Below are 24010 nucleotides of genomic sequence, written 5' to 3'. Positions count from 1 at the left end.
TATTGTTGAACTATCGCGGCGCGTTTAGCACTGATTTGGCGGCACGTCACCATTTGGTTGCCTCTTCACCATTTGGTTGACTGACGCGCATCAAGTTTGGTCAAGTATGAAAAGGCAATCGAGCCGATGAGCGACACGATCATATTAGAGACCCCGCGTCTCATTTTGACGATGTGGGACAGAGGCGACGCCGAAGTGATTCGGCAATTGCATTCGACGATCGAAACGACGCGCTATCTCTCGGGCGCAGCACCATGGACGCTGGAGAAGGCAGAGGAGCGGCTGAAAAGCTGGTTCGGAGAACAGGCACGCGACGGCGTGACGAAATACAAGATGTTGCGGCGTGAGGACGGCCGCTTTATCGGCCGCGCCGGCTTCTCGCGCTTCCGGGAGCGTGGGCGGGGTGAGTTCGAACTCGGTTATTCGCTTCGGCAGGACGCTTGGGGCAACGGCTATGCGACGGAGATTGCCGGCGCACTGGCGCAGTGGTTTTTCAGCCGTGGCTTTGCCGATCGGTTCATCGCTTTCACGCATCCGGAAAACGTTGCATCGCAGCGAGTTCTGCAAAAAATCGGCATGCAATATGAAGCACCGATCGTAGTCAGCGGCACTCCAGGCCTTTGCTTCAGGATGTCGCGCTAGGAGCAGTTCCGAGAAAACTGCGCAGTGGATTTTCGACCGGAATGCGTAAAACAGCAAGATTGAGCGTTTCCGTGTTTGAGAGAACGGCGGAAACGCTCTGAGAGGGGGCACCGCCTCTTACCTGATGCGCTTGGCGGCCGGTTCCGGTACCAGTTCGCCGTTGAGGCGACGGTCGAGATAATCCTCGCATTCGCCGAGCAGCGTTTCGACCTGGCCGTTGAAGAAGTGATTGGCGCCCGGCACGACCTTGTGCGTGATCAGGATGCCCTTCTGCGTCTTCAGCTTCTCGACGAGGCCATTGACGTCCTTTTCCGGAGCCACTTTGTCGGCGTCGCCGTTGATGATCAGGCCGGATGACGGGCAGGGCGCGAGGAAGGAGAAGTCGTAGATATTCGGCTGCGGCGCGATCGACATGAAACCTTCGATCTCGGGACGGCGCATTAGAAGCTGCATGCCGATCCAGGCGCCGAAGGAATAGCCGGCAACCCAACAGCTCTTGGAGTCCGGATGAAGGCTCTGCACCCAGTCGAGTGCCGAGGCCGCATCGGAAAGCTCGCCCGCGCCGTGGTCGAATTCGCCCTGGCTGCGGCCGATGCCGCGGAAATTGAAGCGGAGTGTGGTGAAGCCGCGCTTCTGGAACATATAGAAGAGCTGGTAGACCACCTGATTGTTCATCGTGCCGCCGAACTGCGGGTGCGGATGGAGAATAATGGCGATCGGGGCGCTTTTTTCCTTGGAGGGCTGATAGCGGCCTTCAAGGCGGCCTGCGGGGCCGTTGAAAATTACTTCGGGCATTGATACTCCGGCTCTTCTTTTTCTGCGTCCAAATCGAACGGCACGCAGCAAGTTGACTTGACGAATGCGCTCATCTTTTCTAGAACGCAGTTTAGAACAATTCGAAACTTGATGCGGTGTTCCGCGCGTTGTTTGTGCAACGGCTTGTGGAACGTGTCATAAGGCATGCCCGGCTGAAATTTCAAGGAAAAACGAGCCGGCCGCAATAAAGCAAAGTCGCGCAGGAAGACGATTATGGTGGCAACGCGCCTCTATCTCGACTGGAATGCTACCGCGCCGCTTCATCCGGCGGCGCGTGATGCGATGTTGCGTGCAATGGATATTCAAGGCAACCCCAATTCCGTTCACGGCGAAGGTAGGGCAGCTCGCGCCGCTGTCGAGGCCGCACGCCGGCAAGTTGCAAGCCTGACGGGCGCGGAACCCGCTCATGTCGTTTTCACCAGCGGCGCCACCGAGGCCGCCAATATGGTGCTGACGCCGGAATTTCGTATGGGGCGGACGCCGCTTACGATCAGCCGTCTTTATATATCCGCCGTCGAGCATCCGGCCGTGCGCGAGGGCGGACGGTTTGGCAAGGGGAATGTCAGCGAAATACCGGTGACGCCGGAAGGCATGGTCGATCTTGCCGCGCTCGAAGCGATGCTATCAGCCCATGACAAGACGGCCGGCTTGCCAATGGTGGCGATCATGCTCGCCAATAACGAGACCGGAATTCTCCAGCCTGTCGTTGAAGCGGCAAAGCTCGTCCAGGCGGCGGGCGGTCTCTTCGTGGTCGACGCTGTTCAGGCGGCCGGCCGGGTTCCGCTCGATATCAATGCGATCGGTGCGGATTTTCTCATCGTGTCCTCGCATAAGATCGGCGGCCCCAAGGGCGTTGGTGCGCTCGTTTCGCGCGGTGAGGTGCTGATGCCGAAGCCGCTGATCCATGGCGGCGGACAGGAAAAGGGCCATCGTTCGGGCACGGAAAACACGCTTGCCATCATCGGCTTCGGCGCGGCCGCTGCCGCGGCGCTCGATGAGTTTGAAGGCCGGAATGACGCAATTGCTCGATTGCGGGATCGGCTGGAAGAGGGCATGCGGCAGAGCGCACCAGACGTCATTATTCATGGCGAACAGGGCGCGCGCGTTCCGAACACCAGCTTTTTCACCCTGCCGGGCCTGAAATCGGAAACCGGACAGATCGCCTTCGATCTCGAGGGTGTTGCCATATCGGCCGGGTCCGCGTGCTCGTCCGGCAAGGTCGGCGAGAGCCATGTGCTCGTGGCGATGGGATGCGATCCCAAGCTCGGGGCGCTCCGCATTTCGCTGGGGCTGAGCACCACCGGGGCGGATGTCGATCGCGCAATCGCTGCTTTCGCCCGCATCGCGGCAAGGCGCAAGCTGGCGGGTGCGGCGGCCTAACGGCCACAATTTTGCGGAAACCGAAATTTCCGCTTGCCAAGCGGGATGAAAAGTCCCTTTTGGCCGACTACATAGGGGGTAGACATAAGTCTGCCGCAACGTTGACAAGCTGCCGGACCTTGGATCCGGCGAGATTGGAGAACGAAATGCCTGCAGTCCAGGAAACGGTCGATCAGGTTCGCCTGATTGACGTGGACCAGTACAAGTATGGTTTCGAGACCATCATCGAAATGGACAAGGCTCCAAAAGGTCTGTCCGAAGATATTGTCCGCTTTATTTCCGCCAAGAAGCAAGAGCCGGAATGGATGCTGGAATGGCGCCTCGAGGCCTATCGCCGCTGGCTGACGCTGGAAGAGCCCACATGGGCGCGCGTCGACTATCCGAAGATCGACTTCAACGACATCTATTATTATGCCGCGCCGAAGAAATTCGCCGGCCCGAAGTCGCTCGATGACGTGGACCCGGAGCTTCTGAAGACCTACGAGAAACTCGGCATTCCGCTGCGCGAGCAGGAAATTCTCGCCGGCGTCGAGAAGCCGAGGATCGCTGTTGATGCAGTGTTCGATTCCGTCTCCGTCGTCACCACCTTCAAGGAAGAGCTGAAAAAGGCCGGCGTGATCTTCATGTCGATCTCCGAAGCCATCCGCGAGCATCCCGATCTGGTGCGCAAATATCTCGGCTCCGTGGTGCCGACGACGGACAATTTCTATGCGACGCTGAATTCGGCTGTTTTCACCGACGGTTCCTTCGTTTTCGTGCCGAAGGGCGTTCGTTGCCCGATGGAGCTGTCGACCTACTTCCGCATCAATGAGAAGAATACAGGCCAGTTCGAGCGTACGCTGATCATCGCCGAAGAGGGAGCCTATGTCTCCTATCTCGAAGGCTGCACGGCGCCGCAGCGCGACGAAAACCAGTTGCACGCCGCTGTCGTCGAGCTGGTTGCGCTCGATGATGCCGAGATCAAGTATTCGACGGTGCAAAACTGGTATCCGGGCGACAAGCACGGCAAGGGTGGCATCTACAACTTCGTCACCAAGCGTGGCGATTGCCGCGGCCATCGCTCCAAGATTTCCTGGACGCAGGTCGAGACCGGTTCCGCGATCACCTGGAAATACCCGTCCTGCATCCTGCGTGGCGACGACAGCCGTGGCGAGTTCTACTCGATCGCGGTTTCGAACGGCCATCAGCAGGTCGACAGCGGCACCAAGATGATCCATCTCGGCAAGAACACGTCGAGCCGTATCGTGTCTAAGGGCATTGCCGCCGGCGTCTCGCAGAACACCTATCGCGGCCAGGTCTCGGCTCACCGCAAGGCATCGAACGCACGCAACTTCACGCAGTGCGATTCGCTGCTCATCGGCGACAAATGCGGCGCGCATACGGTGCCCTACATCGAAGCGAAGAACTCGACGGCTCAATTCGAACATGAAGCCACGACGTCGAAGATCTCTGAGGATCAGCTGTTCTACTGCCTGCAGCGCGGCATTCCGACCGAAGCGGCGATCGCACTGATCGTCAACGGCTTCGTCAAGGAAGTCCTGCAGGAACTGCCGATGGAATTCGCCGTCGAAGCGCAGAAGCTGATCGGCATCTCGCTCGAGGGCAGCGTCGGCTGACGCCCACGAAACAGAATTAGCATTGGCGCGCCAGGCGCGCCGCACACTCATTCCTGCGATAGGATTCTAAAATGCTTGAAATCAAGAACCTGCATGCCCGCATCGCCGAAGACGGCACCGAGATTATCCGTGGCTTGGACCTGACCGTGAAGGCAGGTGAAGTTGCCGCCATCATGGGCCCAAACGGCTCCGGCAAGTCGACGCTCTCCTATATCCTCGCCGGCCGTAGCGACTACGAAGTCACCGAGGGTGACATCCTCTATAACGGCGAGAGCATTCTGGAGCTCGACGCCGCCGAGCGCGCCGCCAAGGGCATTTTCCTGGCCTTCCAGTATCCCGTGGAAATCCCCGGTGTCGCCACCATGCAGTTCCTGAAAGTTGCTCTGAACGAGCAGCGTAAGGCGCGCGGCGAAGACGAGCTGACGACGCCGGATTTCATCCGCCGCGTCAAGGACGCCGCAGGCAAGCTGCAGATCAACATGGACATGCTGAAGCGCCCGCTCAACGTCGGCTTCTCCGGCGGCGAGAAGAAGCGCGCTGAAATCCTGCAGATGGCGCTGCTCGAGCCGAAGCTTTGCGTGCTCGACGAAACCGATTCCGGCCTCGACATCGATGCGCTGAAGATCGTTGCCGACGGCGTTAACGCGCTGCGTTCTCCGGATCGCGCCGTGATCGTCATCACCCACTATCAGCGCCTGCTCGACTACATCGTTCCGGACACCGTTCACGTCCTCTACAAGGGCCAGGTGATCAAGTCCGGCGACAAGACGCTGGCGCATGAGCTCGAAGCCAACGGCTATGCCGACATCATCGGAGCTGCAGCCTGATCGAGGCGGAAAGGACACGTCGATGAACATTCAGACGACGAACCGCCTTACATCAGCCGAAACGGCGCTGATCGAGGCGTATAACGACCAGATGGGCGATCTGCCTGGTGACGGCGAAGTTTTCGCCGTCCGCGATCGCCTGCTGGACGAGCTGAAGACCGCGGGCCTGCCGACGCGCCGCGTCGAAGCCTGGCATTATACCGATTTCAAGAGCCTGCTGCGTCTGGTTCCGAGCGACATCGGCAAGGGTCTTGTGGAGGCGTTGCCGCCGACGGTCGAGGGATCTTCGGTTTTTGCCGTTCTCCAAGGGAAGGCAAGTGAAAAGGCTGTTGCCAAGAACCTGGCGGTCGGACGCTATGCCGACAGCCTGATCAATGGCACGGCTGCCGCCGGACTTGAAGCGCTCGACAAGGATGACGCCATCGGGCGCATCAATGCGAGCTTCGTGCGCGATGGCTATGTCATCGATTTCCCCGATGGCGCCGAACTCGAATCGCCGCTGGAAGTGCAATTCGTGCATGCCGGCGGGCAGATCCACAGCCGTTTGCCGGTTTCCTTCGGAGCTGGCGTGAAGGCAACGGTCATCGAACGCCATCAGGCAGTGGAGGGCGCTGCCGCTCTCGTTTCGTCGGTGAGCGAAATCAAGATCGGCAAGGGTGCGGAAGTTACCTGGATCATCCTGCAGAAGCAGGGATCCGAGGATACGCATCTCGGTCAGATCCGCGTCGATCTCGGTGCCGATGCGAAGCTGAAGCTCTTCGTCATCAATGCCGGCGGCAAGCTGGTGCGCCAGGAGTTGCATGTGAAGGTGACGGGCGAGGGCTCCGATCTGACCTTGCGCGGCATCAACCTCTTGGGCGGCGACACGCATACCGATGTGACGCTGACGCTTGGCCACAACGTGCCGCACACGGGCTCGACCGAGATCGTTCGCAACGTGGTGTTCGATCGTGCCCGTGGCGTGTTCCAGGGCATGATCCGGGTTGCGCCCGATGCGCAGAAAACGGATGCGCGGATGGCCTGCAACACGCTGCTGATGTCGGATGACGCCGAATTCTCGGTCAAGCCGGAGCTCGAAATCTTCGCCGACGACGTTCAGTGCGGCCATGGCGCCACCGTCGCCGATATCGACGAGAACCATCTCTACTACATGATGGCGCGCGGCATTCCGAAGAACAAGGCGCGGGCCATGCTGGTCAATGCCTTCGTGGCGGAGATCGTCGAGGAACTGGAAGACGAAGCCCTGGTAGAGGCGCTGGAAGGCGTTATCTCGGCCTGGCTGGAAAAGCACGCCTGATTGGAGGCAAAGCCCGTGGACAAGATCGTGCCGGCAACGGCCTATGACGTCGAAGCCATTCGCCGGGATTTTCCGATCCTGGCGAAGACGGTACATGGCAAGCCGCTGGTCTATCTCGACAACGGCGCCTCGGCGCAGAAGCCGCAGGTCGTCATCGATGCCATCTCGCATGCCTATTCGAACGAATATGCGAACGTGCATCGCGGCCTGCACTTCCTCTCCAATGCGGCCACGGAAGCCTATGAGGCAGCGCGCGAAAAGGTGCGCCGATTCCTGAATGCACCGTCGGTCGACGATATCGTCTTCACCAAGAACTCGACCGAGGCGATCAACACGGTCGCCTACGGCTGGGGCATGCCTGAGATCGGCGAGGGCGACGAGATCGTCGTCTCCATCATGGAGCACCACTCCAATATCGTTCCCTGGCATTTCATCCGGGAGCGGCAGGGTGCCAAGCTCGTCTGGGTGCCTGTCGACGACGAGGGCGCGTTCCATATCGAGGACTTCGAGAAGAGCCTCACGGAGCGCACCAAGCTCGTCGCCATTACCCATATGTCGAATGCGCTTGGAACCATCGTTCCAGTGAAGGAAGTGTGCCGGATCGCGCATGAGCGCGGCATTCCCGTCCTGATCGACGGCTCGCAGGGTGCGGTGCATATGCCCGTCGACGTGCAGGATATCGATTGCGACTGGTACGTCATGACCGGTCACAAGCTCTATGGCCCCTCGGGTATCGGCGTGCTCTACGGCAAGAAGGAGCGGCTTGCAGCGATGCGGCCGTTCCAGGGCGGCGGCGAGATGATCTTCGACGTTACCGAGGAAAACGTCACCTATAACGAGCCGCCGCATCGCTTCGAAGCGGGAACGCCGCCGATCGTCCAGGCGATCGGTCTTGGCTACGCGCTCGACTATATCGACAGTATCGGCCGGGAAGCGATCGCTCGCCACGAGGCCGATCTTGCCGCCTATGCGGCGGAACGGCTGCGGGATATCAATTCGCTGCGCATGATCGGCACGGCGCCGGGCAAGGGCGGCATCTTCTCCTTCGAGCTGGCGGGTATTCACTCCCATGATGTCTCGATGGTGATCGACCGCCAGGGTGTTGCCGTTCGTGCCGGCACCCATTGTGCCCAGCCACTCTTGAAACGGTTTGGCGTCACCTCCACATGCCGTGCATCGTTCGGCATGTACAATACGCGCGCTGAGGTGGATTCTTTGGCGGATGCATTGGAATATGCGCGGAAATTCTTTGCCTAAGGAGGCAAGCAATGTCACTCGACGAAAGCGAACAGAAGATCGACGTGCGCGAAGGGATCGTGCATTCCAGCATCCCCGAGGATGAGCTGGCCCGCCTCAGCGACGACATCATTTCCGCGCTGAAAACTGTCTACGATCCGGAAATTCCCGCCGATATCTTCGAGCTCGGCCTGATCTACAAGATCGATATCGAAGACGACCGCATGGTGAAAATCGTCATGACGCTGACAGCACCTGGTTGCCCGGTTGCCGGCGAGATGCCGGGCTGGGTCGAAAATGCCGTCGGCGCCGTCGAAGGCGTGTCCGGCGTCGAGGTCAGCATGACCTTCGATCCGCCGTGGACGCCGGACCGCATGTCGGAAGAAGCACAGGTCGCCGTCGGCTGGTATTGAAGCTTTCAGCCGCCGGCTTTACATTAAGACTCGAAGCGCCGGATCTTGACCCCGGTTGCGGAAGGAGAATGAGCCCATGGGCTTTGCAGTCATGAGCATGACGGATGCGGCAGCAGCCCGCGTCAAGGCAATCGTCGAAAATTCCGGACCGGACGCCAAGGGCGTTCGCGTCGGAATCAAGAAGGGCGGCTGCGCCGGCATGGAATATACCATCGACCTGGTGACAGAGCCGAATCCAAAGGACGACCTGATCGAGCGCGATGGCGTGAGGGTCTGGGTCGAGCCGTCGGCCGTGCTTTATCTTCTCGGCACGGAAATGGGCTTTGAAACAACGACGCTGCGCTCGGGCTTCATCTTTACCAACCCGAACCAGACCTCGGCCTGCGGCTGCGGCGAATCCGTCGAATTGAAGCCCGCCGATCTCGCCGCGCTGGCGGCTCAGCGCCAGGCCGCGCAACCCGCCTAAAAGCAGATTTCGTCGTATTTCACCTTGATGCGTTTCGTGCTTTGCTCGACGCATGCCTAGGTTTCTCTGTCGCCTCCTTGGCTGACCGGCGCAGCCGGATAAAGTCGACAAGGCAAATAACGGAGGGACTTCATGGTGGCTTCGGCGTGGATTTACACATTGATCCCGGCGGCTGCAGCCATCGCGGGTGCCGCGGTTGCGGTGAATACGCGGCCGGGGCCGAACCTTGTCAGCGCAATCCAGCATTTTGCCGCCGGCGTCGTATTCGCGGCCGCAGCCGGCGAAATCCTGCCCGATGTCATGCATCGCGGCTCTCCTGTGGCCACGGTGATCGGCGGCGCAATCGGCGTCGTCGTTATGCTGCTGGTCAAACAATTGGAAAACTGGGCCAAGGGGCCGGTCGGTCTCCTTGCGGCCATCGGTATCGATATCCTGATTGACGGCCTCGTGCTTGGTATCGGCTTTGCAGCTGGCCCGAAGGTCGGCTTGTTGCTGACGATCGCTCTGACGATCGAGGTGCTGTTCCTTGGCCTGACCGTGGCGAACGAGCTTGGTGAGAGCGTACGTTCCCGTGCGAGGATCGTCGCCGTTACGGCCGCGCTTGCGCTCCTGCTGCCGATCGGCGCCTTGCTCGGGACGCCAATCGCTTCGCTGCCCGGCCCAATTCTGACCGGTTTTTTCGCCTTCGGGCTGATCGCACTTCTCTATCTCGTCACCGAGGAATTGCTGATCGAAGCCCATGAAACACCCGATCGCCCCTGGGTGACGGCGATGTTCTTCGCGGGCTTTCTCGTGTTGCTTCTGCTCGAAGAGGCGATTGGGTAGCGACGCCCGGAACAGGACTGCTAAATCCTAATGCATGTCGCGCAAAAGTGTATAGCGGTTTTGCGGCAACGACATGCGTAAAATCAAAGACCTAAAGCGCGAAAAGCGAATCTGAAAGATCGCGACGCGCTTTAGTTTGCTGCCGATACCGGCGTCAGCTTGAGGCCGAGCGCTCTGATCACTTTGAGGATCGTCGCGAATTCCGGATTTCCATCACCGCTCAGCGCACGATAGAGCGCCGAACGGTTCATGCCGACATCCTTGGCGAGCTTGCTCATGTTGCGCGTGCGGGCGACTTCGCCCAATGCCCTGGCGATCGAGGCTGGATCGTCGGTAGCGAATGCGGCCGCAATGTAGCTGTCGGGATTGTCCGCGTCCAAAAGAGTCTCCTCAATCATGTCATATGCCTTTCCGTAGAAGCCAATCGTGGATGATTCCCGGCGCGGAGCAGATGCAGCCATGGTGGCTCCATTGGAGAAGCCGGTCGGACTCGGGGCGGCGCAAACAGGCCTCCACTCGCCCCGGCGACGAAATGAAAATCCGGTCGTTCCGGCATCAATCTGAATTCCAGGGCCCCATTGCCGCGTCATCAAAAACGCCGCGCATCCTTTCGGATGCGCGGCGTTTTCATAGACAAGTTTCGCGATGGATTTATGTCTGTTTCCAGCGAAGCGACTGAACCGCTTCGCTTTTTCGCAAAAATCCTATTCGGCTGCCTCGGCATAGGATTCCAGCGGCGGGCAGGTGCAGATCAGGTTGCGATCGCCATAGACGTTGTCGATGCGATTGACCGGGGACCAGTATTTGTCCACCCGGAAAGCACCGGGCGGGAAGCAGGCCTGTTCGCGCGAATAGGGGCGATTCCATTCGCCGACGAGGTCTTCCACCGTGTGCGGAGCGTTCTTCAGCGGATTGTCGGCCTTGTCCATGCGGCCGTCTTCGATGGCGCGGGCTTCCTCGCGGATTGCCAGCATCGCCTCGCAGAAGCGGTCGATCTCGGCTTTCGTTTCCGATTCGGTCGGCTCGATCATCAGCGTGCCGGCAACCGGCCAGCTCATGGTCGGTGCGTGGAAGCCGCAATCGATCAGGCGCTTGGCGACATCGTCGACCGTCACGCCGGCGCTTGCGGCCAGTGGGCGCGTATCGATGATGCATTCATGCGCGACGCGTCCGGTCTTGGACTTGTAGAGCACGTCATAGGCGCCCTTCAGCCGCGCCGCGATATAGTTGGCGTTGAGGATCGCCACCTTCGTCGCCTGCGTCAGGCCTTCGCCGCCCATCATCAGGCAGTAGCTCCAGGAGATCGGCAGGATGGAGGCCGAACCGAAGGCTGCCGCCGAGACCGCACCGCTGCGGCCGTCCGTTTCCGGATGGCCGGGCAGGTGAGGCGCCAGATGCGCCCTGACACCGATCGGACCCATGCCCGGGCCGCCGCCGCCATGCGGGATGCAGAAAGTCTTGTGCAGGTTTAAGTGGCTGACATCAGAGCCGATATCGCCGGGACGTGAGAGGCCGACCATGGCGTTCATGTTGGCGCCGTCGAGATAGACCTGACCGCCATGCTTGTGCACGAGATCGCAGATCTCCTTCACAGTCTCCTCGAAGACGCCATGCGTCGACGGGTAGGTGATCATGCAGCAGGAGAGGTTGTCGGCATATTGCTCGGTCTTGGCGCGGAAATCGGCCATGTCGATATCGCCGTCGTCGCTGACCTTGACGACCACGACCTTCATGCCCGCCATCTGCGCCGAGGCGGGATTGGTGCCATGCGCGGAGGTCGGGATGAGGCAGATGTCGCGATGACCCTGGCCATTGGCAATATGGTAGTTGCGGATGGTCAGGAGGCCGGCATATTCGCCCTGCGCACCGGAGTTCGGCTGCATGGAGAAGGAGTCGTAGCCGGTGATGGCGCAGAGCTTTTCCGTCAGGTCGTCGATCATCTCGCGGTAGCCGAGCGCCTGATCGGCCGGCACGAAGGGATGGATATCGGAAAACTCCGGCCATGTGATCGGCAACATTTCCGCCGTCGCATTGAGCTTCATAGTGCAGGAGCCGAGCGGGATCATCGAACGGTCGAGCGCCAGGTCGCGGTCGGAGAGACGGCGTATGTAACGCGTCATCTCGCTTTCGGCGCGGTTCATATGGAAGATCGGGTGCGACAGGTATTCGCTGGTGCGCAGCAGGGTCTTCGGCAGGCGATAGGACGGCTCGAAATCGGCAATGCGGAAATCGCCGCCGAATGCGCGCCATACGGCCTCTACCGTTGCCGGGCGGGTGCGTTCGTCCAGGCTGATGCCGATCTTGGTCTCGCCGACCTTGCGCAGGTTCACGCCCTCGGCGATGGCCGCGCGCAGGATCAGAGCCTGCATGTGGCCGACTTCGACGGTGATCGTGTCGAAGAAGGCTTCCGGTTCGACGGTATAGCCGAGCTTCTCCAACCCCTTGGCCATCAGAACGGCCTTCTGGTGGACCTGCTGTGCGATCGCCTTCAGGCCCTGCGGACCGTGGAAGACCGCATACATCGAGGCCATGACGGCAAGCAGGACCTGGGCGGTGCAGATATTCGACGTCGCCTTTTCGCGGCGGATATGCTGTTCGCGGGTCTGCAGCGACAGGCGATAGGCGCGATTGCCGCGAGCATCGACCGAAACGCCGACGAGACGGCCGGGCATGGAGCGCTTGTAGTCGTCCTTGACGGCCATGTAGGCCGCATGCGGGCCGCCATATCCCACAGGAACGCCGAAGCGCTGCGAGGAGCCGATGGCGATATCCGCGCCCATCTCGCCGGGAGATTTCAGCAGCGTCAGGGAAAGAAGATCGGCCGCCATGATGGCGATGGCACCTGTCTGGTGCAGGCGTGCGATCAGGCCGCTGAAGTCGTTGATGTGACCATGCGTGCCCGGGTACTGGAAGATCGCGCCGAAAACATCGACCGGATCGAGATCGGTGAAGGGATTGCCGACGATGACGGTCCAGCCGAGCGGCTCGGCGCGGGTCCTGATCAGCGCGATGGTTTGCGGATGGCATTCGGCATCGACGAAGAAGGCTTTCGCCTTCGATTTCGCGACGCGTTCCGCCATCGCCATGCCTTCAGCCGCGGCGGTCGCTTCGTCTAGCAGTGATGCATTGGCGACATCGAGACCGGTGAGGTCGCTGATCATCGTCTGGTAGTTCAGCAGCGCCTCGAGGCGGCCCTGGCTGATCTCAGGCTGGTAGGGCGTATAGGCCGTGTACCAAGCCGGGTTTTCCAGGATATTGCGCTGGATGACGGGCGGCGTGATCGTGCCGTAATAGCCCTGGCCGATGAGGGAAACCAGGACCTTGTTCTTGTTGGCGGTCTCGCGCAGCCTGTCGAGCGCCTCGCGCTCCGTCATCGGCGCACCCCAGGCGAGCGGCGTTTTCTGGCGGATGGCCGGCGGCAACGTCGCGTCGATCAGGCCATCGAGGCTGTTGTAGCCAATCACCTTGAGCATATCGGCCATCTCGGAGGGAGACGGGCCGATATGGCGACGATTGGCGAAATCATATGGCTGGTAGTCGGTGAATGTGAATTCCGTAGGCGTCGTCATTATCCGATCAGCTCCTTGTAACCGGATTCATCAAGAAGACCATCAACATCGCTTACATTCTTCAATTTAAGCTTGAAGAACCAGCCGGCACCCATCGGGTCGGAATTGACCAGCGCCGGATCGGCGGTGATGGCTTCGTTGACTTCGGTGATCTCTCCGTCGAGCGGACAATAGACTTCGGAGGCCGCCTTGACGGATTCGACGGTTGCCGCATCAGCACCCTTGGAGAAGCTGGCGCCGACTTCCGGCAATTCGACGAAAACGAGGTCGCCGAGCTGTTCGGCCGCATGCGCCGTGATGCCGACCGTCGCGACATCGCCTTCGATCTTCAACCACTCGTGTTCTTCGGTGAATTTCAGCATGGATAATCCTCTCTGGAAAAGACGTTCAACGTTTGTAGGTGGGCTTGATGAAAGGCAGAGCACTGACGACAACAGGCAGGTATTTGCCGCGCACTTCAGCGTAGATGATGGTGCCGGGGACAGTGAACTCGGTCGGCACATAGCCCATGGCGACCGGAGATTCGACGCTCGGGCCGAAACCGCCCGAGGTGACTTCGCCGATCTCCGTCTTGCCTTCGGCATCGGCATAGAGCTTGGCGTGACCGCGTACCGGTGCCTTGCCCTCGGGCTTCAGGCCGACGCGGCGGCGTGAGGTGCCGCCATCGAGTTCGCCGAGAATACGAGGTGCTCCTGGAAAGCCGCCGGCGCGTGCGCCACCGGTCTTGCGGGCCTTCTGAATGGCCCATTCCAGCGCGCCTTCGATCGGCGTCGTCGTCTGGTCGATGTCATTGCCATAGAGGCAGAGACCGGCCTCGATGCGCAGCGAGTCCCTGGCGCCGAGGCCGATCGGCTGCACATCCGGATGCTCCAGCAGCCGCTTGGCGATATCCTCGGCCTTGTCTGCTGGTACGGAGATTTCGAAACCGTCTTCGCCGCTATAGCCGGAGCGCGACACGAGGCAGGAGACGTCATGGAGGCGACAATGGCGCACGTCCATGAACTTCATGTGGGCGATGTCGGCCCATAGCTCGGCAAGCACATCGACGGCGCGCGGTCCCTGAAGGGCAATGAGCGCGCGATCGAGTAATGTAACTTCGCAGCTCTCGCCGATATGCTCTTGAAGATGCTCGAAATCCTGCTCTTTGCAGGCGGCGTTCACGACGACGAAAAGATAGTCGTCCATATGGGTTATCATCAGGTCGTCGAGGATGCCGCCTTTATCGTCGGTGAAGAAACCATAGCGCTGACGATTTTCGGCGAGGCCGACAATATCGACCGGCACGAGGCTTTCCAGCGCAAGCGCCGCATCCTCATATTTGCCGGAGCGGGCGCGGATCGTTACCTGACCCATATGCGACACATCGAACAGGCCGGCGGAGGATCGGGTCCAAAGATGTTCCTTCAGAACGCCGGGTGCATATTGCACGGGCATGTCATAGCCCGCGAACGGCACCATGCGGGCACCGAGCGACAGATGCAGGGCGTGAAGGGGTGTTGTCTTGAGGGCAGCGGTCTCGTCCAAATGACGCCTCCGGGTTTTGCGCTTATCTCGAAGCGCAGAGCTCACACTTTCGGCGCGACTGCGCCTTACGATGAGCCCCCTCTGTCTGTTTGCCTGAGATTGTTATCCCTTCGGCGAACGCTTACGCGCTTCTCTCCAGAGTTCCGTCTGCCCCTTGCTGGTCCTTTGGCCTGAGAGTTTCCGGGGCGGTTGCTCCTTCGGCACCGGCTCGCGCCGGATTCTCCCAACAAGGTCAGTTGCCATTATCCGGTCGCGGCCAAAGATGGCAAGGGGCAAATGTCGCCGCTGAACAAATTTTTGTCGCGCCGCTCAATCCTGCGTTCCCTAATGATTGCGGGCCTTTGCAACTGTCATGGGAGAGGCTATCCCTTCTCATCGATTGAGGAGCCGGGCAGGAGATGACCATGAACCGCAGCTATTCCGCCGCATTGCTGATTTCGATTGGCACATTTTCGCTATCCCTTAGTGGGGCGATGGCGCAGGACAGCGGCGCGATGAAATCCATGCCGGGCATGCATATGGATGCGGGCGCAGCGCCTGCGGGCTCTGCCACGGCGAAGCTCGGCGATCTCGATATCAGCGGCGGCTATGTTCGCGCCATGCTCCCCGGCCAGCCGGTCGGCGGCGGCTACATCACCATCCACAACGGCGGCAAGACCGACGACAAGCTCACCTCCGTGACCTCATCCTCCGCAGGCAAGGTGGAATTGCATGAGATGAAGATGGAAGGCGAGATCATGAAGATGCGCGAAATCAAGGGCGGCGTCGCCATTCCCGCCGGCGCCACGGTTACCCTTGCGCCCAATACGATGCACATGATGTTCAAGCAGGTGAAGGCGCCTTTCAAGCAGGGCGGCACGGTGCCCGTGATGCTGATGTTCGACAAGGCGGGCATGGTCGACGTCGATCTGCCTGTCGTCTCGGCCAAGGGAAACTGAGCCAGAAAATTATCCTGCCGTGTAATTCCGGTTTCCACTTTCCCTCGAAATGCTCTAAAGCCACGTCAAAAGGCTAGGAAATCTCCGGCCGTGGGGCTCATGGTCCCATCGTTTGAATTCGCATGACCCCGTCCAACGAGCGCTTGGCGCTTCCTGGGACATGCCGCGGTATTTGAAAGAAGAAGAATGGCCGGGATTGAACATATACAGGTCGAGCCTGAGGAGGCCGGCATGCGCCTCGACCGCTGGTTCAAGGTGCATTTCCCGGGGCTCGGCTTCGGGCAATTGCAGAAGCTGATGCGTTCCGGACAGGTGCGCGTTGATGGTGGCCGCGTGAAGACGGATGCGCGCGTGCAGCCGGGGCAGACGGTGCGCGTGCCGCCGCTCGATGTCGACGCAAAGGCGCTGAAGAGCGGTCCGATCGCGGGCAATGACCTCAAACATTCCGGCGACGCCGAGCTTCTTGCGCGCATGCTGCTGCATGAAGACGACAAAGTCTATGTGCTGAACAAACCGGCTGGCCTTGCGGTGCAGGGCGGCTCCGGCCTTACGCGTCATATCGACAAGATGCTGGAGGCGTGGACGAGCAAGAAGGGCGAGAAGCCGCGCCTTGTGCACCGTCTCGACCGCGACACATCCGGCGTGCTCGTCGTTGCCCGCACGCGCGGTGCAGCGCAGAAGCTGACCGCGGCCTTTCGCGAGCGCGACACCAAGAAGACCTATTGGTCGCTCGTCAAGGGCGTGCCGCGCAAGCACGAGGACAAGATCTCCACCTGGCTGGTGAAGGAAGCGACGCCGGATGGCGACCGCATGCGCATCGCCAAGCATGGAGAGGAGGGCGCCGATCACGCCATTTCCTACTATCGCGTGCTCGAAACGGCTGCTCAGAGCCTCGCCTGGCTGGAAATGGAGCCCTATACCGGCCGTACCCACCAGCTGCGCGTCCATGCGCTGCATATGGGCCATCCGATCATCGGGGACCCGAAATATTTCGATGACGATCCGAATTGGGATTTTCCGGGCGGTGTCCAGAAGCGCCTGCATCTGCATGCACGCCATATCGATATCCCGCATCCGAACGGCGGACGCCTGCGCGTCACCGCGCCTCTGCCGCCGCATATGGTGCAGACTTGGAACCTTCTCGGCTTTGATATGGAATCGGCAGGGGAGCCGGACGACGAATGAGGCTGGTCCTTTTCGATTGCGACGGCACGCTGGTCGACAGCGCGCGGCTTATCCACGAGGTCATGGCGCGAACCTTTGTCGCCTTCGGCTATAAGCGCCCGGATGTTTCGGCGACCAAGTCGATCATCGGCCTGACGCTCGATATCGCCATCGCCCGCCTGCAGGGCAAGCCGCATGTCGACGACGAAGCGATCGCGATGACGGCGCATTACAAGTCGATCTTTACTGACGTACGGGACGAGGCGGACATGCTGACGCCGCTCTTCGACGGCATCAAGCCGCTGATCGAGACGCTTGCGGCCCGCGATGAACTGCTGATCGGCGCGGTGACGGGCAAATCCCGCCGCGGCCTGACCCATATCCTTGAGATCAACGATTTCACGCCCTATTTCATTGTCTCGCGCACCGCCGACGATTGCCCGTCCAAGCCGCATCCGGCGATGGTGACGGAATGCTGCGACGAAACCGGCATGGATCCGCATGATACGATCGTGATTGGCGATGCCATCTACGACATGCAGATGGCGAAGGCGGCGGGTGCGACTGCCATTGGCGTTGCCTGGGGCTATGCCTCGGTCGAGGAGCTGCTGGCGGCCGGAGCCGATGCCATCGCCCACCATCCGAACGACCTGTTGAGCCATATTCTCTGAGGTGACGCCATGCGCGACCTGTTGAACGATCTTTCCGAAGGTCTTAGCCATCCCGATCCGATCCGCCGCGCGCAGATCCAGATGAAGAAGCCGCTGCCGAAACGCTTCTACAAGGATGTGACGATCAGCGCGGACGAGGGCGGCCATGCCATCGCTCTTGACGGCAAGGTGGTGAAGACGCCGGCACGGCATTCCCTAGCAGTTCCGACGGAAGCGCTTGCCAGGCTGGTGGCTGCCGAATGGGCGCGACAGGTCGATGTCATCGACCCTGCAAAGATGCCGGTGACGCGCCTCGTCAACACGGCCATCGACGGCGTTGCGACGGAGGGCCACGCGGTGTTCGACGAAATCGTCCGCTTCTCCGGCAGCGATCTGCTCTGCTACCGCGCCGACGCGCCGGAGCGCCTTGTCGAGCGACAGTCGGAACGCTGGAACCCGGTGATCGAATGGGCGGCGCGCGATATCGGCGCCCGCTTCATCCTGGCCGAAGGGGTCATGCATCAAGAACAGCCCGGCGAAGCCACTGCAGCCTTCGCCGCCGCCTTGCGCAAGTATGACACGCCGATGGAGCTTGCGAGCCTGCACACGATCACGACGCTCACCGGCTCGGCGATCCTGGCGCTGGCGTTTGCCGAAGGTTTCCTGCCGCTCACTGACGTCTGGTCGCTTGCCCATCTCGATGAAGACTGGACGATCGAGCATTGGGGCAGCGATGAAGAGGCCGAGCTGCGTCGTGCACAACGTTTTGAGGAATTTCAGGCCGCGACCGATGTTTTTTCCGCGCTTCGCAGTTGAACATTGTTGATTTCCAGTCCTTTATATCGGCCTTCGTTTCTTAAAAGTTCGTAGGTCTGGACGGATATCATGTCGTGGTTGAAGTCGGGTGTCGCTTCGGCGCTCGTGGGATGTTTGGCACTGGTAGCCTGCTCAAGCTGGTCCGTCGACCCTCCACCTCCGACCTATGCCGTGCGCAGCGCGAGCGTCGTCGCCGATCAGGCTCTGCCGCCGGTGTCGCCGGCGCTGGTCGCCGCCGTCAACGATCGCGTGAATGCGGCGATCGCGGCAACCACCTATAGCCAACCCTTGCCACAGGTCGCAATCACCGTGCGGCTGACCGATGTTCGCAGGGCGCGCGGCTTCAATCGTGACCGCAACAGCGCCAAGGTCAACATCGACGCGGCGGCAGTGGACGGCGGTGCCGTGGTCGCCATGGCGTCTTTCGAGACGAAAACCACCGCTCCCGACCCGGCCACGGCGGATGAATTGATGGCAGAGGATATCGCGGCACGCGTCCGCTCCATCTTTTCCCTGACGACGCCACGGCTGGCGGACTGAGCCGCCGGCTTCAAAAGACGCTCGCGCAATGATAGAGCGAAATGCTCTAGTCTAAGCGGTGAAGGAGAGAGAACCGCATGAAGGAAATCCTGCAGGAACTGGAGCGCCGTCGCGGGGTCGCGAGGCTCGGAGGCGGGCAGGTGCGGATCGACGCGCAGCATGCGCGCGGCAAGCTGACGGCGCGCGAGCGCATCGACATATTTCTCGACGAGGGCTCCTTCGAGGAATTCGACATGTTCGTCGAACATCGCTCGACCGATTTCGGCATGGACAAGAGCAAGATTGCCGGCGACGGCGTTGTGACCGGATGGGGCACCGTCAACGGGCGTACTGTTTTCATTTTTGCCAAGGATTTCACGGTCTTCGGTGGATCTCTTTCAGAAGCACATGCGGAAAAGATCACCAAGGTACAGGATATGGCGTTGAAGAACCGGGCGCCGATCATCGGTATTTACGATGCCGGCGGCGCCCGCATTCAGGAAGGCGTGGCCGCGCTCGGCGGCTACGCCGAAGTGTTCCAGCGCAATGTGCTGGCTTCCGGCGTCATTCCGCAGATCTCCATCATCATGGGACCCTGCGCCGGCGGCGATGTCTACTCTCCCGCCATGACCGATTTCATCTTCATGGTGCGCGACACGTCCTACATGTTCGTCACCGGGCCGGATGTGGTGAAGACCGTCACCAACGAGACCGTTACCTCCGAGCAGCTCGGCGGCGCCTCGGTACACACGACGAAATCGTCGATCGCGGATGCTGCCTATGACAATGATGTCGATACGCTGCTGCAGGTGCGCCGTCTCATCGATTTCCTGCCGCAGTCGAACACGGCGACGGTGCCGGAGATCGAATACTATCAATCCGTGACGGAGCCGGATAACTCGCTCGATACGCTGATCCCGGCCAATGCCAACAAGCCCTACGACATCAAGGAGCTGATCCTGAAGATCGCGGATGAGGGCGATTTCTTTGAAATACAGGAAAGTTTCGCCAGGAACATCGTCTGCGGTTTCGGTCGCATCGAGGGTGCCACGGTCGGCTTCGTTGCCAATCAGCCGATGGTGCTCGCCGGCGTGCTCGACAGCGATGCGTCGCGAAAGGCGGCACGCTTCGTGCGCTTCTGCGATTGCTTCAATATCCCGATCGTCACCTTCGTCGATGTGCCGGGCTTCCTGCCGGGTACGGCACAGGAATATGGCGGGCTGATTAAGCATGGCGCCAAGCTGCTCTTTGCCTATGCCGAGGCGACCGTGCCGAAACTGACCGTCATCACCCGCAAGGCCTTCGGCGGCGCCTATGACGTCATGGCCTCGAAGCATCTGCGCGGCGACCTCAACTATGCCTGGCCGACAGCGCAGATCGCCGTCATGGGCGCCAAAGGGGCCGTCGAAATCATCTTTCGCAAGGATATCGCCGATCTGGATAAGATCGCGGCGCATACGAAGATGTACGAGGATCGTTTCCTGTCGCCTTTCGTCGCCGCCGAGCGCGGCTATATCGACGAGGTGATCATGCCGCGCTCGACGCGGCGCCGGCTGGCGCAGGGGCTCCGGATGTTGCGCAACAAGGATCTGACCAATCCCTGGAAGAAGCACGACAACATTCCGCTATAGGTCTGTGACAACAGGCCACGGATACCACACGGAAAATTGATCTGCCGTCAGAAGCCGTGTTTTCACGTTCGCGACTGTCCGCACTAATGCTTCCTCGTGGCGGAGTTAAAACTGGAGTTTAAAATGGCGCTTTCCGATCGGCTGAACCAATATCAGCCCTATGCTCTTACCGTGTTGCGTATCGTGACCGGCCTGCTGTTCATCGAACATGGCACGCAGAAGCTGTTTGGCTTTCCGGCCGGCGGTCAATTTCCAAGCCCGCTGCCGACCTTGCTTTTGGTTCAGGGTATCATCGAAGTTGTCGGGGGATTGGCGACGGTCGTCGGATTCTTTACCCGCCCGGTTGCCTTCATTCTCTGCGGTAATATGGCGGTCGCCTATTTCATGGCGCATTATCCGAAGAATTTCTTCCCGGCCAACAATGGCGGTGACGGAGCCATCCTCTATTGCTTCCTCTTCCTGTTCCTGATCTTCGCAGGTCCGGGCCTTCTGGCGCTGGACAACAACAAGAAGTAATCCATTTATTCGGCAGGCTCGAGCACCAGCCTGCCGAATAAATCCGTCTCTCGCGTGTTGATGCCTCTGTCAGCGAAGCGAGAATACTTTCGACAGGATCTCCCTTCGCATCCCCCTTCGAACGGAGATCTTCATGTCACTTTCCGAACGCTTGTCGCCCTATCAGCCCACAGCCCTCTCAATTCTGCGAATCGTGACTGCCCTGTTGTTCATCGAACATGGCACGCAGAAGCTCTTCGGCTTTCCGCCGGCGCCTTATACCATCACGACGCTGTTCTTCGTGGCTGCGATCATCGAGTTCGTGGGCGGCATCCTCGTCCTGCTTGGTCTCTTCACCCGCCCAGTCGCTTTCCTCCTCAGCGGCGAAATGGCGATCGCCTATTTCATGGTGCATATGCCGATCAATTTCTTCCCGGCCAACAATGAGGGAGATGGCGCAGTGCTGTTCTGCTTCATCTTCCTGTTTCTGGTGTTTGCCGGACCGGGAAAATGGGCGCTGGACAATCGCCAGCGCCGCTTGCAGCCTGTCAGGCCGCGAGCTTGAGGCCGGCAATGCCGGCCACGATCAGGCCGATGCAGAGCAGTCGGACGAAAGTGGCGGGATCGCCGAGCAGCCATATGCCGAGGAGAACCGTGCCGACGGTGCCGATGCCGGTCCACACCGCATAGGCCGTGCCCATCGGCAGGGTCTTTACGGCAAGACCAAGCAGCACGACGCTGATGACCATGGAAATGACGGTTAGGACCGTCGGCAGTAGCCGGGTGAAGCCGTCGGTATATTTGAGGCCGACCGCCCAGCCGATTTCAAACAAGCCTGCGAGGAAAAGCAGGAACCAAGCCATTTTACGCTCCATCATTAAGAGCGAGGCCGTCCCCGCGGTATCTACGGCTGGTCATATCCGCCGGCCGCCGCAGTCGTCTGCGCATTGGGTATATGCCTTTGCCGAAGGCCCTTTTCAAGACATTCACTTTGCCAGGCGTTCGGCGTGCCACTTCAGATGATCATCCATAAAGGACGAGATGAAGTAGTAGGAATGGTCGTAGCGCTCATGCATGCGCAGCGTCAGGCCGATGCCGGTGCCCTTGATCGCCTCTTCAAACAGCCAGGGACGCAGGCCGTTTTCAAGGAAGCTGTCGGCCTTGCCCTGTTCGACAAGGAATTCCGGGAATCGGGCGCCGTCTTCGACGAGCGCGCAGGCGTCATAGCGGCGCCACGCGGTCTTGTCGTCGCCGAGATATTTTTCGAGGGCAGGTGCGGACCAATCGGCCGTCGACGGCTGTACGATCGGGGCAAAGGCCGAGCAGCTCTTGAAACGCTCGGGGTTCTTCAGTGCGATCGTCATGGCACCATGGCCGCCCATGGAATGGCCGAAGATGCCCTGGCGGCTCATATCGGCACGGAATTGCTTTGATATGAGCGCGGGTAGTTCCTCGGTGATGTAGCTGTACATCCGATAGTTTTCGGCCCAGGGCGTCTCGGTGGCGTCGAGATAGAAGCCGGCGCCTTTGCCCATCTGCCAATTGGTCAGCTCATCCGGTACATCATTGCCGCGCGGACTGGTGTCCGGGCAGACGATGATCAGACCAAGCTCGGCGGCCATGCGGCGATACTCGCCCTTTTCCATGACGTTGGCGTGGGTGCAGGTGAGGCCGGAAAGATACCAAAGAACGGGGCGGGGCTCCTTGACCGCCTGCGGTGGCACGAAGACAGCGAACGTCATCTCGCATTTGCAGGCTTCGGACTCATGCGAGAAGACACCCTGCATGCCGCCGAAGGCGGTGTTCTGGGAAATAATGTTCACGGCTGGTCTCCAGGCGTTTGATTGGTTTCAGATCTTGATGACTTTTCTTCGAACGCCATCAAGCTCTGGGGTTTTGATTTTGCATGATCTTATCCAAAAAACGCCGCGCACTTTTTGGGATCATGCTCTGGCACGCCGGCAAAGCCGGTCGAAGGTTTCGAGAAAGGCGGAGCGGTCCCGCGGCGAGAAAGCGGCGTTGTAGCCCTTGCTTTCGCCGGTTTCGCGAAGATGAGCGCCGAGATCGCGCATGGCCGTTGCCATGCCGATATTCGTCTTGTCGAAGATGCGCCCCGTCGGCCCCGTCACCAGCGCTCCGGTCGCGACGCAGCGGCCGGCAAGCGGCACGTCAGCGGTGACGACGATGTCGCCGGCGCCCGCATGCTCGGCGATCCAGTTGTCGGCGGCATCGAAGGCGTTGGAGACAATGACGTTATGCACCATCGGATCCCGCGATGGCCGCAGCCCCGAATTGGCGACAAAGGTCACCTCGATGCCGTGGCGTTCGGCAACCTTCAGGATCTCCGGTTTCACCGGACAGGCATCGGCATCGACATAAATCATTGTGCTAAGCTTAAAATGGAACATCCGGGAACGATGAAAGACATGGCATCAATCATCAAAGAAGCGATGATAATCTCTCGCGGCGTGGAGTAGGCGGATCAGTTCTACGCCGGAACCGTTCGCCAGTGGATCATAGATTATGATGTACTGTCGGAAAGGAAACATACGAAGATTTGGATATCTCGGAAACCGCTGAACACCGAGCAGCGGATTAGCGGCGAGGATCTGATACCGTTTTTCCAATTCCCGAACTAAAGCATCGGCGGCGGTGGGGTTTTCTTCCGCAATATATGCCCAGGCCGAGCGAACATCTTCAACGAAAAGCGGCCTTCGGATTACCTGTCCTGCCATGCGTTACTTTTGCCGACGGAACATCGACAGCAATTCGTCCACCGATTCCATCGGTTTAGCCTCTCCACTTTCCAAACCGAGAGCAATCTCTCGTTCCATATCCGCGATGAAGGCATTCGCCTGTCTTTCGTGGTCTTCAAGTAAGCGCAAGCTCGCTGTGATGACATCCTTCGCGCCGTGATAACGGCCCGATCCGACAAGTTGGTCGACAAGCTTTTGCTGGCGGTCGGTCAATGAAACAGATTGGTTTCGATGCATGACAATGTCCTGGTCCTTACCCACGGAACAGTAGCACAACAGATACAGCCGTTCATGAATAAATTGGACCGGAGCGCTGAATGTCGCTCCGGTCCATAATTTCCTTGGATGATCAATAAACCACGACGCCCCTGACACTCTTTCCGGAATGCATGAGGTCAAACCCCTTGTTGATGTCCTCGAGCGGCATGGT

At 60.0% G+C, this 24010-nt stretch carries 27 protein-coding genes and 1 riboswitch; of the genes, 17 read left to right on the top strand and 10 right to left on the bottom strand.

Going from position 1 to position 24010, the window contains the following annotated elements:
• Window positions 1–126 precede the first annotated feature (126 nt).
• Window positions 127–642, top strand: coding sequence for a GNAT family N-acetyltransferase (locus tag ACPYOP_RS06260; RefSeq protein ID WP_481409530.1), 516 nt, complete (start codon window positions 127–129; stop codon window positions 640–642).
• 117 nt (window positions 643–759) lie between these two features.
• Here the strand turns inward: ACPYOP_RS06260 and ACPYOP_RS06255 are convergent, their stop codons facing one another.
• Window positions 760–1437, bottom strand: coding sequence for an alpha/beta hydrolase (locus tag ACPYOP_RS06255; protein WP_004108794.1), 678 nt, complete (start codon window positions 1435–1437; stop codon window positions 760–762).
• Between the two features lie 234 nt (window positions 1438–1671).
• On the opposite strand from ACPYOP_RS06255, the gene ACPYOP_RS06250 reads away from it, so the two are divergent.
• From ACPYOP_RS06250 to ACPYOP_RS06215, 8 genes are all read left to right on the top strand, one after another.
• Window positions 1672–2838 (top strand): cysteine desulfurase family protein, encoded by a 1167-nt coding sequence (locus tag ACPYOP_RS06250; RefSeq protein ID WP_481409529.1) that lies wholly within the window; start codon window positions 1672–1674, stop codon window positions 2836–2838.
• Window positions 2839–2984: 146 nt separating this feature from the next.
• Window positions 2985–4454: a Fe-S cluster assembly protein SufB gene (gene sufB / locus ACPYOP_RS06245; RefSeq protein ID WP_481409528.1), complete on the top strand. Its 1470-nt coding sequence runs from the start codon at window positions 2985–2987 to the stop codon at window positions 4452–4454.
• 71 nt (window positions 4455–4525) lie between these two features.
• A complete protein-coding gene (gene sufC, locus ACPYOP_RS06240) occupies window positions 4526–5281 on the top strand; it encodes a Fe-S cluster assembly ATPase SufC (protein WP_481409527.1) in 756 nt (251 codons plus the stop codon).
• A gap of 22 nt (window positions 5282–5303) precedes the next feature.
• Window positions 5304–6578, top strand: coding sequence for a Fe-S cluster assembly protein SufD (gene sufD, locus ACPYOP_RS06235; protein WP_481409526.1), 1275 nt, complete (start codon window positions 5304–5306; stop codon window positions 6576–6578).
• A 15-nt stretch (window positions 6579–6593) separates the two neighbouring features.
• Window positions 6594–7835, top strand: coding sequence for a cysteine desulfurase (locus ACPYOP_RS06230; protein WP_481409525.1), 1242 nt, complete (start codon window positions 6594–6596; stop codon window positions 7833–7835).
• An 11-nt stretch (window positions 7836–7846) separates the two neighbouring features.
• A complete protein-coding gene (locus ACPYOP_RS06225; protein ID WP_120664094.1) occupies window positions 7847–8227 on the top strand; it encodes an SUF system Fe-S cluster assembly protein in 381 nt (126 codons plus the stop codon).
• 76 nt (window positions 8228–8303) lie between these two features.
• Entirely contained in the window at window positions 8304–8693 is a 390-nt protein-coding gene (gene sufA / locus ACPYOP_RS06220) for a Fe-S cluster assembly scaffold SufA (protein ID WP_015340009.1), read from the top strand.
• A 132-nt stretch (window positions 8694–8825) separates the two neighbouring features.
• A complete protein-coding gene (locus tag ACPYOP_RS06215) occupies window positions 8826–9518 on the top strand; it encodes a ZIP family metal transporter (RefSeq protein WP_481409524.1) in 693 nt (230 codons plus the stop codon).
• 131 nt (window positions 9519–9649) lie between these two features.
• On the opposite strand, the gene ACPYOP_RS06210 is transcribed toward ACPYOP_RS06215, so the two are convergent.
• The 4 genes from ACPYOP_RS06210 to gcvT form a co-directional block, all read right to left on the bottom strand.
• A complete protein-coding gene (locus tag ACPYOP_RS06210; RefSeq protein WP_481409523.1) occupies window positions 9650–9916 on the bottom strand; it encodes an addiction module antidote protein in 267 nt (88 codons plus the stop codon).
• 306 nt (window positions 9917–10222) lie between these two features.
• A complete protein-coding gene (gcvP, locus tag ACPYOP_RS06205) occupies window positions 10223–13087 on the bottom strand; it encodes an aminomethyl-transferring glycine dehydrogenase (RefSeq protein ID WP_481409522.1) in 2865 nt (954 codons plus the stop codon).
• On the bottom strand, window positions 13087–13449 hold the full coding sequence (gene gcvH, locus ACPYOP_RS06200) for a glycine cleavage system protein GcvH (protein WP_481409521.1): 363 nt from the start codon (window positions 13447–13449) through the stop codon (window positions 13087–13089). The genes gcvP and gcvH overlap by 1 nt, the downstream gene beginning before the upstream one ends.
• A 25-nt stretch (window positions 13450–13474) precedes the next feature.
• Window positions 13475–14611, bottom strand: coding sequence for a glycine cleavage system aminomethyltransferase GcvT (gene gcvT / locus ACPYOP_RS06195; RefSeq protein WP_481409520.1), 1137 nt, complete (start codon window positions 14609–14611; stop codon window positions 13475–13477).
• A 148-nt stretch (window positions 14612–14759) separates the two neighbouring features.
• Window positions 14760–14847, bottom strand: a riboswitch (glycine riboswitch).
• A 168-nt stretch (window positions 14848–15015) separates the two neighbouring features.
• Here gcvT and ACPYOP_RS06190 point away from each other — a divergent pair.
• The 8 genes from ACPYOP_RS06190 (at window position 15016) to ACPYOP_RS06155 (ending at window position 21389) form a co-directional block, all read left to right on the top strand.
• On the top strand, window positions 15016–15549 hold the full coding sequence (locus ACPYOP_RS06190; protein ID WP_481409519.1) for a copper chaperone PCu(A)C: 534 nt from the start codon (window positions 15016–15018) through the stop codon (window positions 15547–15549).
• A gap of 186 nt (window positions 15550–15735) precedes the next feature.
• Entirely contained in the window at window positions 15736–16734 is a 999-nt protein-coding gene (locus tag ACPYOP_RS06185; RefSeq protein WP_481409518.1) for an RluA family pseudouridine synthase, read from the top strand.
• Window positions 16731–17384, top strand: coding sequence for an HAD-IA family hydrolase (locus ACPYOP_RS06180; protein ID WP_481409517.1), 654 nt, complete (start codon window positions 16731–16733; stop codon window positions 17382–17384). Before ACPYOP_RS06185 ends, ACPYOP_RS06180 begins: the two co-directional genes overlap by 4 nt.
• 9 nt (window positions 17385–17393) lie before the next feature.
• Window positions 17394–18179 carry an ATP12 family chaperone protein gene (locus tag ACPYOP_RS06175; RefSeq protein WP_481409516.1) on the top strand — a complete coding sequence of 262 codons (786 nt, stop codon included), beginning with the start codon at window positions 17394–17396 and terminating at the stop codon, window positions 18177–18179.
• Window positions 18180–18248: 69 nt separating this feature from the next.
• Complete coding sequence (locus ACPYOP_RS06170) at window positions 18249–18719, top strand: hypothetical protein (protein WP_481409515.1); 471 nt, start codon at window positions 18249–18251, stop codon at window positions 18717–18719.
• A gap of 77 nt (window positions 18720–18796) precedes the next feature.
• Window positions 18797–20329 (top strand): acyl-CoA carboxylase subunit beta, encoded by a 1533-nt coding sequence (locus ACPYOP_RS06165; protein ID WP_481409514.1) that lies wholly within the window; start codon window positions 18797–18799, stop codon window positions 20327–20329.
• A gap of 123 nt (window positions 20330–20452) precedes the next feature.
• On the top strand, window positions 20453–20845 hold the full coding sequence (locus tag ACPYOP_RS06160) for a DoxX family protein (RefSeq protein WP_481409513.1): 393 nt from the start codon (window positions 20453–20455) through the stop codon (window positions 20843–20845).
• Window positions 20846–20978: 133 nt separating this feature from the next.
• On the top strand, window positions 20979–21389 hold the full coding sequence (locus tag ACPYOP_RS06155) for a DoxX family protein (protein WP_481409512.1): 411 nt from the start codon (window positions 20979–20981) through the stop codon (window positions 21387–21389).
• Here the strand turns inward: ACPYOP_RS06155 and sugE are convergent.
• The 5 genes from sugE to ACPYOP_RS06130 all read right to left on the bottom strand — a co-directional run bounded on the left by sugE (window position 21373) and on the right by ACPYOP_RS06130 (window position 23817).
• Entirely contained in the window at window positions 21373–21687 is a 315-nt protein-coding gene (sugE, locus tag ACPYOP_RS06150; protein ID WP_481409511.1) for a quaternary ammonium compound efflux SMR transporter SugE, read from the bottom strand. The genes ACPYOP_RS06155 and sugE overlap by 17 nt on opposite strands.
• 123 nt (window positions 21688–21810) lie before the next feature.
• On the bottom strand, window positions 21811–22647 hold the full coding sequence (gene fghA / locus ACPYOP_RS06145) for an S-formylglutathione hydrolase (protein WP_481409510.1): 837 nt from the start codon (window positions 22645–22647) through the stop codon (window positions 21811–21813).
• Between the two features lie 120 nt (window positions 22648–22767).
• Window positions 22768–23208, bottom strand: a complete 441-nt coding sequence (locus ACPYOP_RS06140; RefSeq protein WP_075850584.1) for a YaiI/YqxD family protein — start codon at window positions 23206–23208, stop codon at window positions 22768–22770.
• Window positions 23209–23256: 48 nt separating this feature from the next.
• On the bottom strand, window positions 23257–23559 hold the full coding sequence (locus ACPYOP_RS06135) for a type II toxin-antitoxin system RelE/ParE family toxin (protein WP_481409509.1): 303 nt from the start codon (window positions 23557–23559) through the stop codon (window positions 23257–23259).
• 3 nt (window positions 23560–23562) lie between these two features.
• Window positions 23563–23817, bottom strand: coding sequence for a type II toxin-antitoxin system ParD family antitoxin (locus ACPYOP_RS06130; protein WP_481409675.1), 255 nt, complete (start codon window positions 23815–23817; stop codon window positions 23563–23565).
• Between the last annotated feature and the right edge of the window lie 193 nt (window positions 23818–24010).

It is taken from the genome of Rhizobium sp. KNZ2-6A (assembly GCF_056755475.1).
This window is presented reverse-complemented; position numbering and strand designations above follow the sequence as displayed.

What these genes read in the sequence shown, in the direction of transcription:
- ACPYOP_RS06260 (WP_481409530.1), top strand. Translation starts at nt 127, where the DNA reads ATGAGCGACACGATCATATTAGAGACCCCGCGTCTCATTTTGACGATG.
- ACPYOP_RS06255 (WP_004108794.1), bottom strand. Translation starts at nt 1,437, where the DNA reads ATGCCCGAAGTAATTTTCAACGGCCCCGCAGGCCGCCTTGAAGGCCGC.
- ACPYOP_RS06250 (WP_481409529.1), top strand. Translation starts at nt 1,672, where the DNA reads ATGGTGGCAACGCGCCTCTATCTCGACTGGAATGCTACCGCGCCGCTT.
- sufB (WP_481409528.1), top strand. Translation starts at nt 2,985, where the DNA reads ATGCCTGCAGTCCAGGAAACGGTCGATCAGGTTCGCCTGATTGACGTG.
- sufC (WP_481409527.1), top strand. Translation starts at nt 4,526, where the DNA reads ATGCTTGAAATCAAGAACCTGCATGCCCGCATCGCCGAAGACGGCACC.
- sufD (WP_481409526.1), top strand. Translation starts at nt 5,304, where the DNA reads ATGAACATTCAGACGACGAACCGCCTTACATCAGCCGAAACGGCGCTG.
- ACPYOP_RS06225 (WP_120664094.1), top strand. Translation starts at nt 7,847, where the DNA reads ATGTCACTCGACGAAAGCGAACAGAAGATCGACGTGCGCGAAGGGATC.
- sufA (WP_015340009.1), top strand. Translation starts at nt 8,304, where the DNA reads ATGGGCTTTGCAGTCATGAGCATGACGGATGCGGCAGCAGCCCGCGTC.
- ACPYOP_RS06215 (WP_481409524.1), top strand. Translation starts at nt 8,826, where the DNA reads ATGGTGGCTTCGGCGTGGATTTACACATTGATCCCGGCGGCTGCAGCC.
- ACPYOP_RS06210 (WP_481409523.1), bottom strand. Translation starts at nt 9,916, where the DNA reads ATGATTGAGGAGACTCTTTTGGACGCGGACAATCCCGACAGCTACATT.
- gcvP (WP_481409522.1), bottom strand. Translation starts at nt 13,087, where the DNA reads ATGACGACGCCTACGGAATTCACATTCACCGACTACCAGCCATATGAT.
- gcvH (WP_481409521.1), bottom strand. Translation starts at nt 13,449, where the DNA reads ATGCTGAAATTCACCGAAGAACACGAGTGGTTGAAGATCGAAGGCGAT.
- ACPYOP_RS06190 (WP_481409519.1), top strand. Translation starts at nt 15,016, where the DNA reads ATGAACCGCAGCTATTCCGCCGCATTGCTGATTTCGATTGGCACATTT.
- ACPYOP_RS06185 (WP_481409518.1), top strand. Translation starts at nt 15,736, where the DNA reads ATGGCCGGGATTGAACATATACAGGTCGAGCCTGAGGAGGCCGGCATG.
- ACPYOP_RS06180 (WP_481409517.1), top strand. Translation starts at nt 16,731, where the DNA reads ATGAGGCTGGTCCTTTTCGATTGCGACGGCACGCTGGTCGACAGCGCG.
- ACPYOP_RS06175 (WP_481409516.1), top strand. Translation starts at nt 17,394, where the DNA reads ATGCGCGACCTGTTGAACGATCTTTCCGAAGGTCTTAGCCATCCCGAT.
- ACPYOP_RS06170 (WP_481409515.1), top strand. Translation starts at nt 18,249, where the DNA reads ATGTCGTGGTTGAAGTCGGGTGTCGCTTCGGCGCTCGTGGGATGTTTG.
- ACPYOP_RS06165 (WP_481409514.1), top strand. Translation starts at nt 18,797, where the DNA reads ATGAAGGAAATCCTGCAGGAACTGGAGCGCCGTCGCGGGGTCGCGAGG.
- ACPYOP_RS06160 (WP_481409513.1), top strand. Translation starts at nt 20,453, where the DNA reads ATGGCGCTTTCCGATCGGCTGAACCAATATCAGCCCTATGCTCTTACC.
- ACPYOP_RS06155 (WP_481409512.1), top strand. Translation starts at nt 20,979, where the DNA reads ATGTCACTTTCCGAACGCTTGTCGCCCTATCAGCCCACAGCCCTCTCA.
- sugE (WP_481409511.1), bottom strand. Translation starts at nt 21,687, where the DNA reads ATGGCTTGGTTCCTGCTTTTCCTCGCAGGCTTGTTTGAAATCGGCTGG.
- ACPYOP_RS06140 (WP_075850584.1), bottom strand. Translation starts at nt 23,208, where the DNA reads ATGATTTATGTCGATGCCGATGCCTGTCCGGTGAAACCGGAGATCCTG.
- ACPYOP_RS06135 (WP_481409509.1), bottom strand. Translation starts at nt 23,559, where the DNA reads ATGGCAGGACAGGTAATCCGAAGGCCGCTTTTCGTTGAAGATGTTCGC.
- ACPYOP_RS06130 (WP_481409675.1), bottom strand. Translation starts at nt 23,817, where the DNA reads ATGCATCGAAACCAATCTGTTTCATTGACCGACCGCCAGCAAAAGCTT.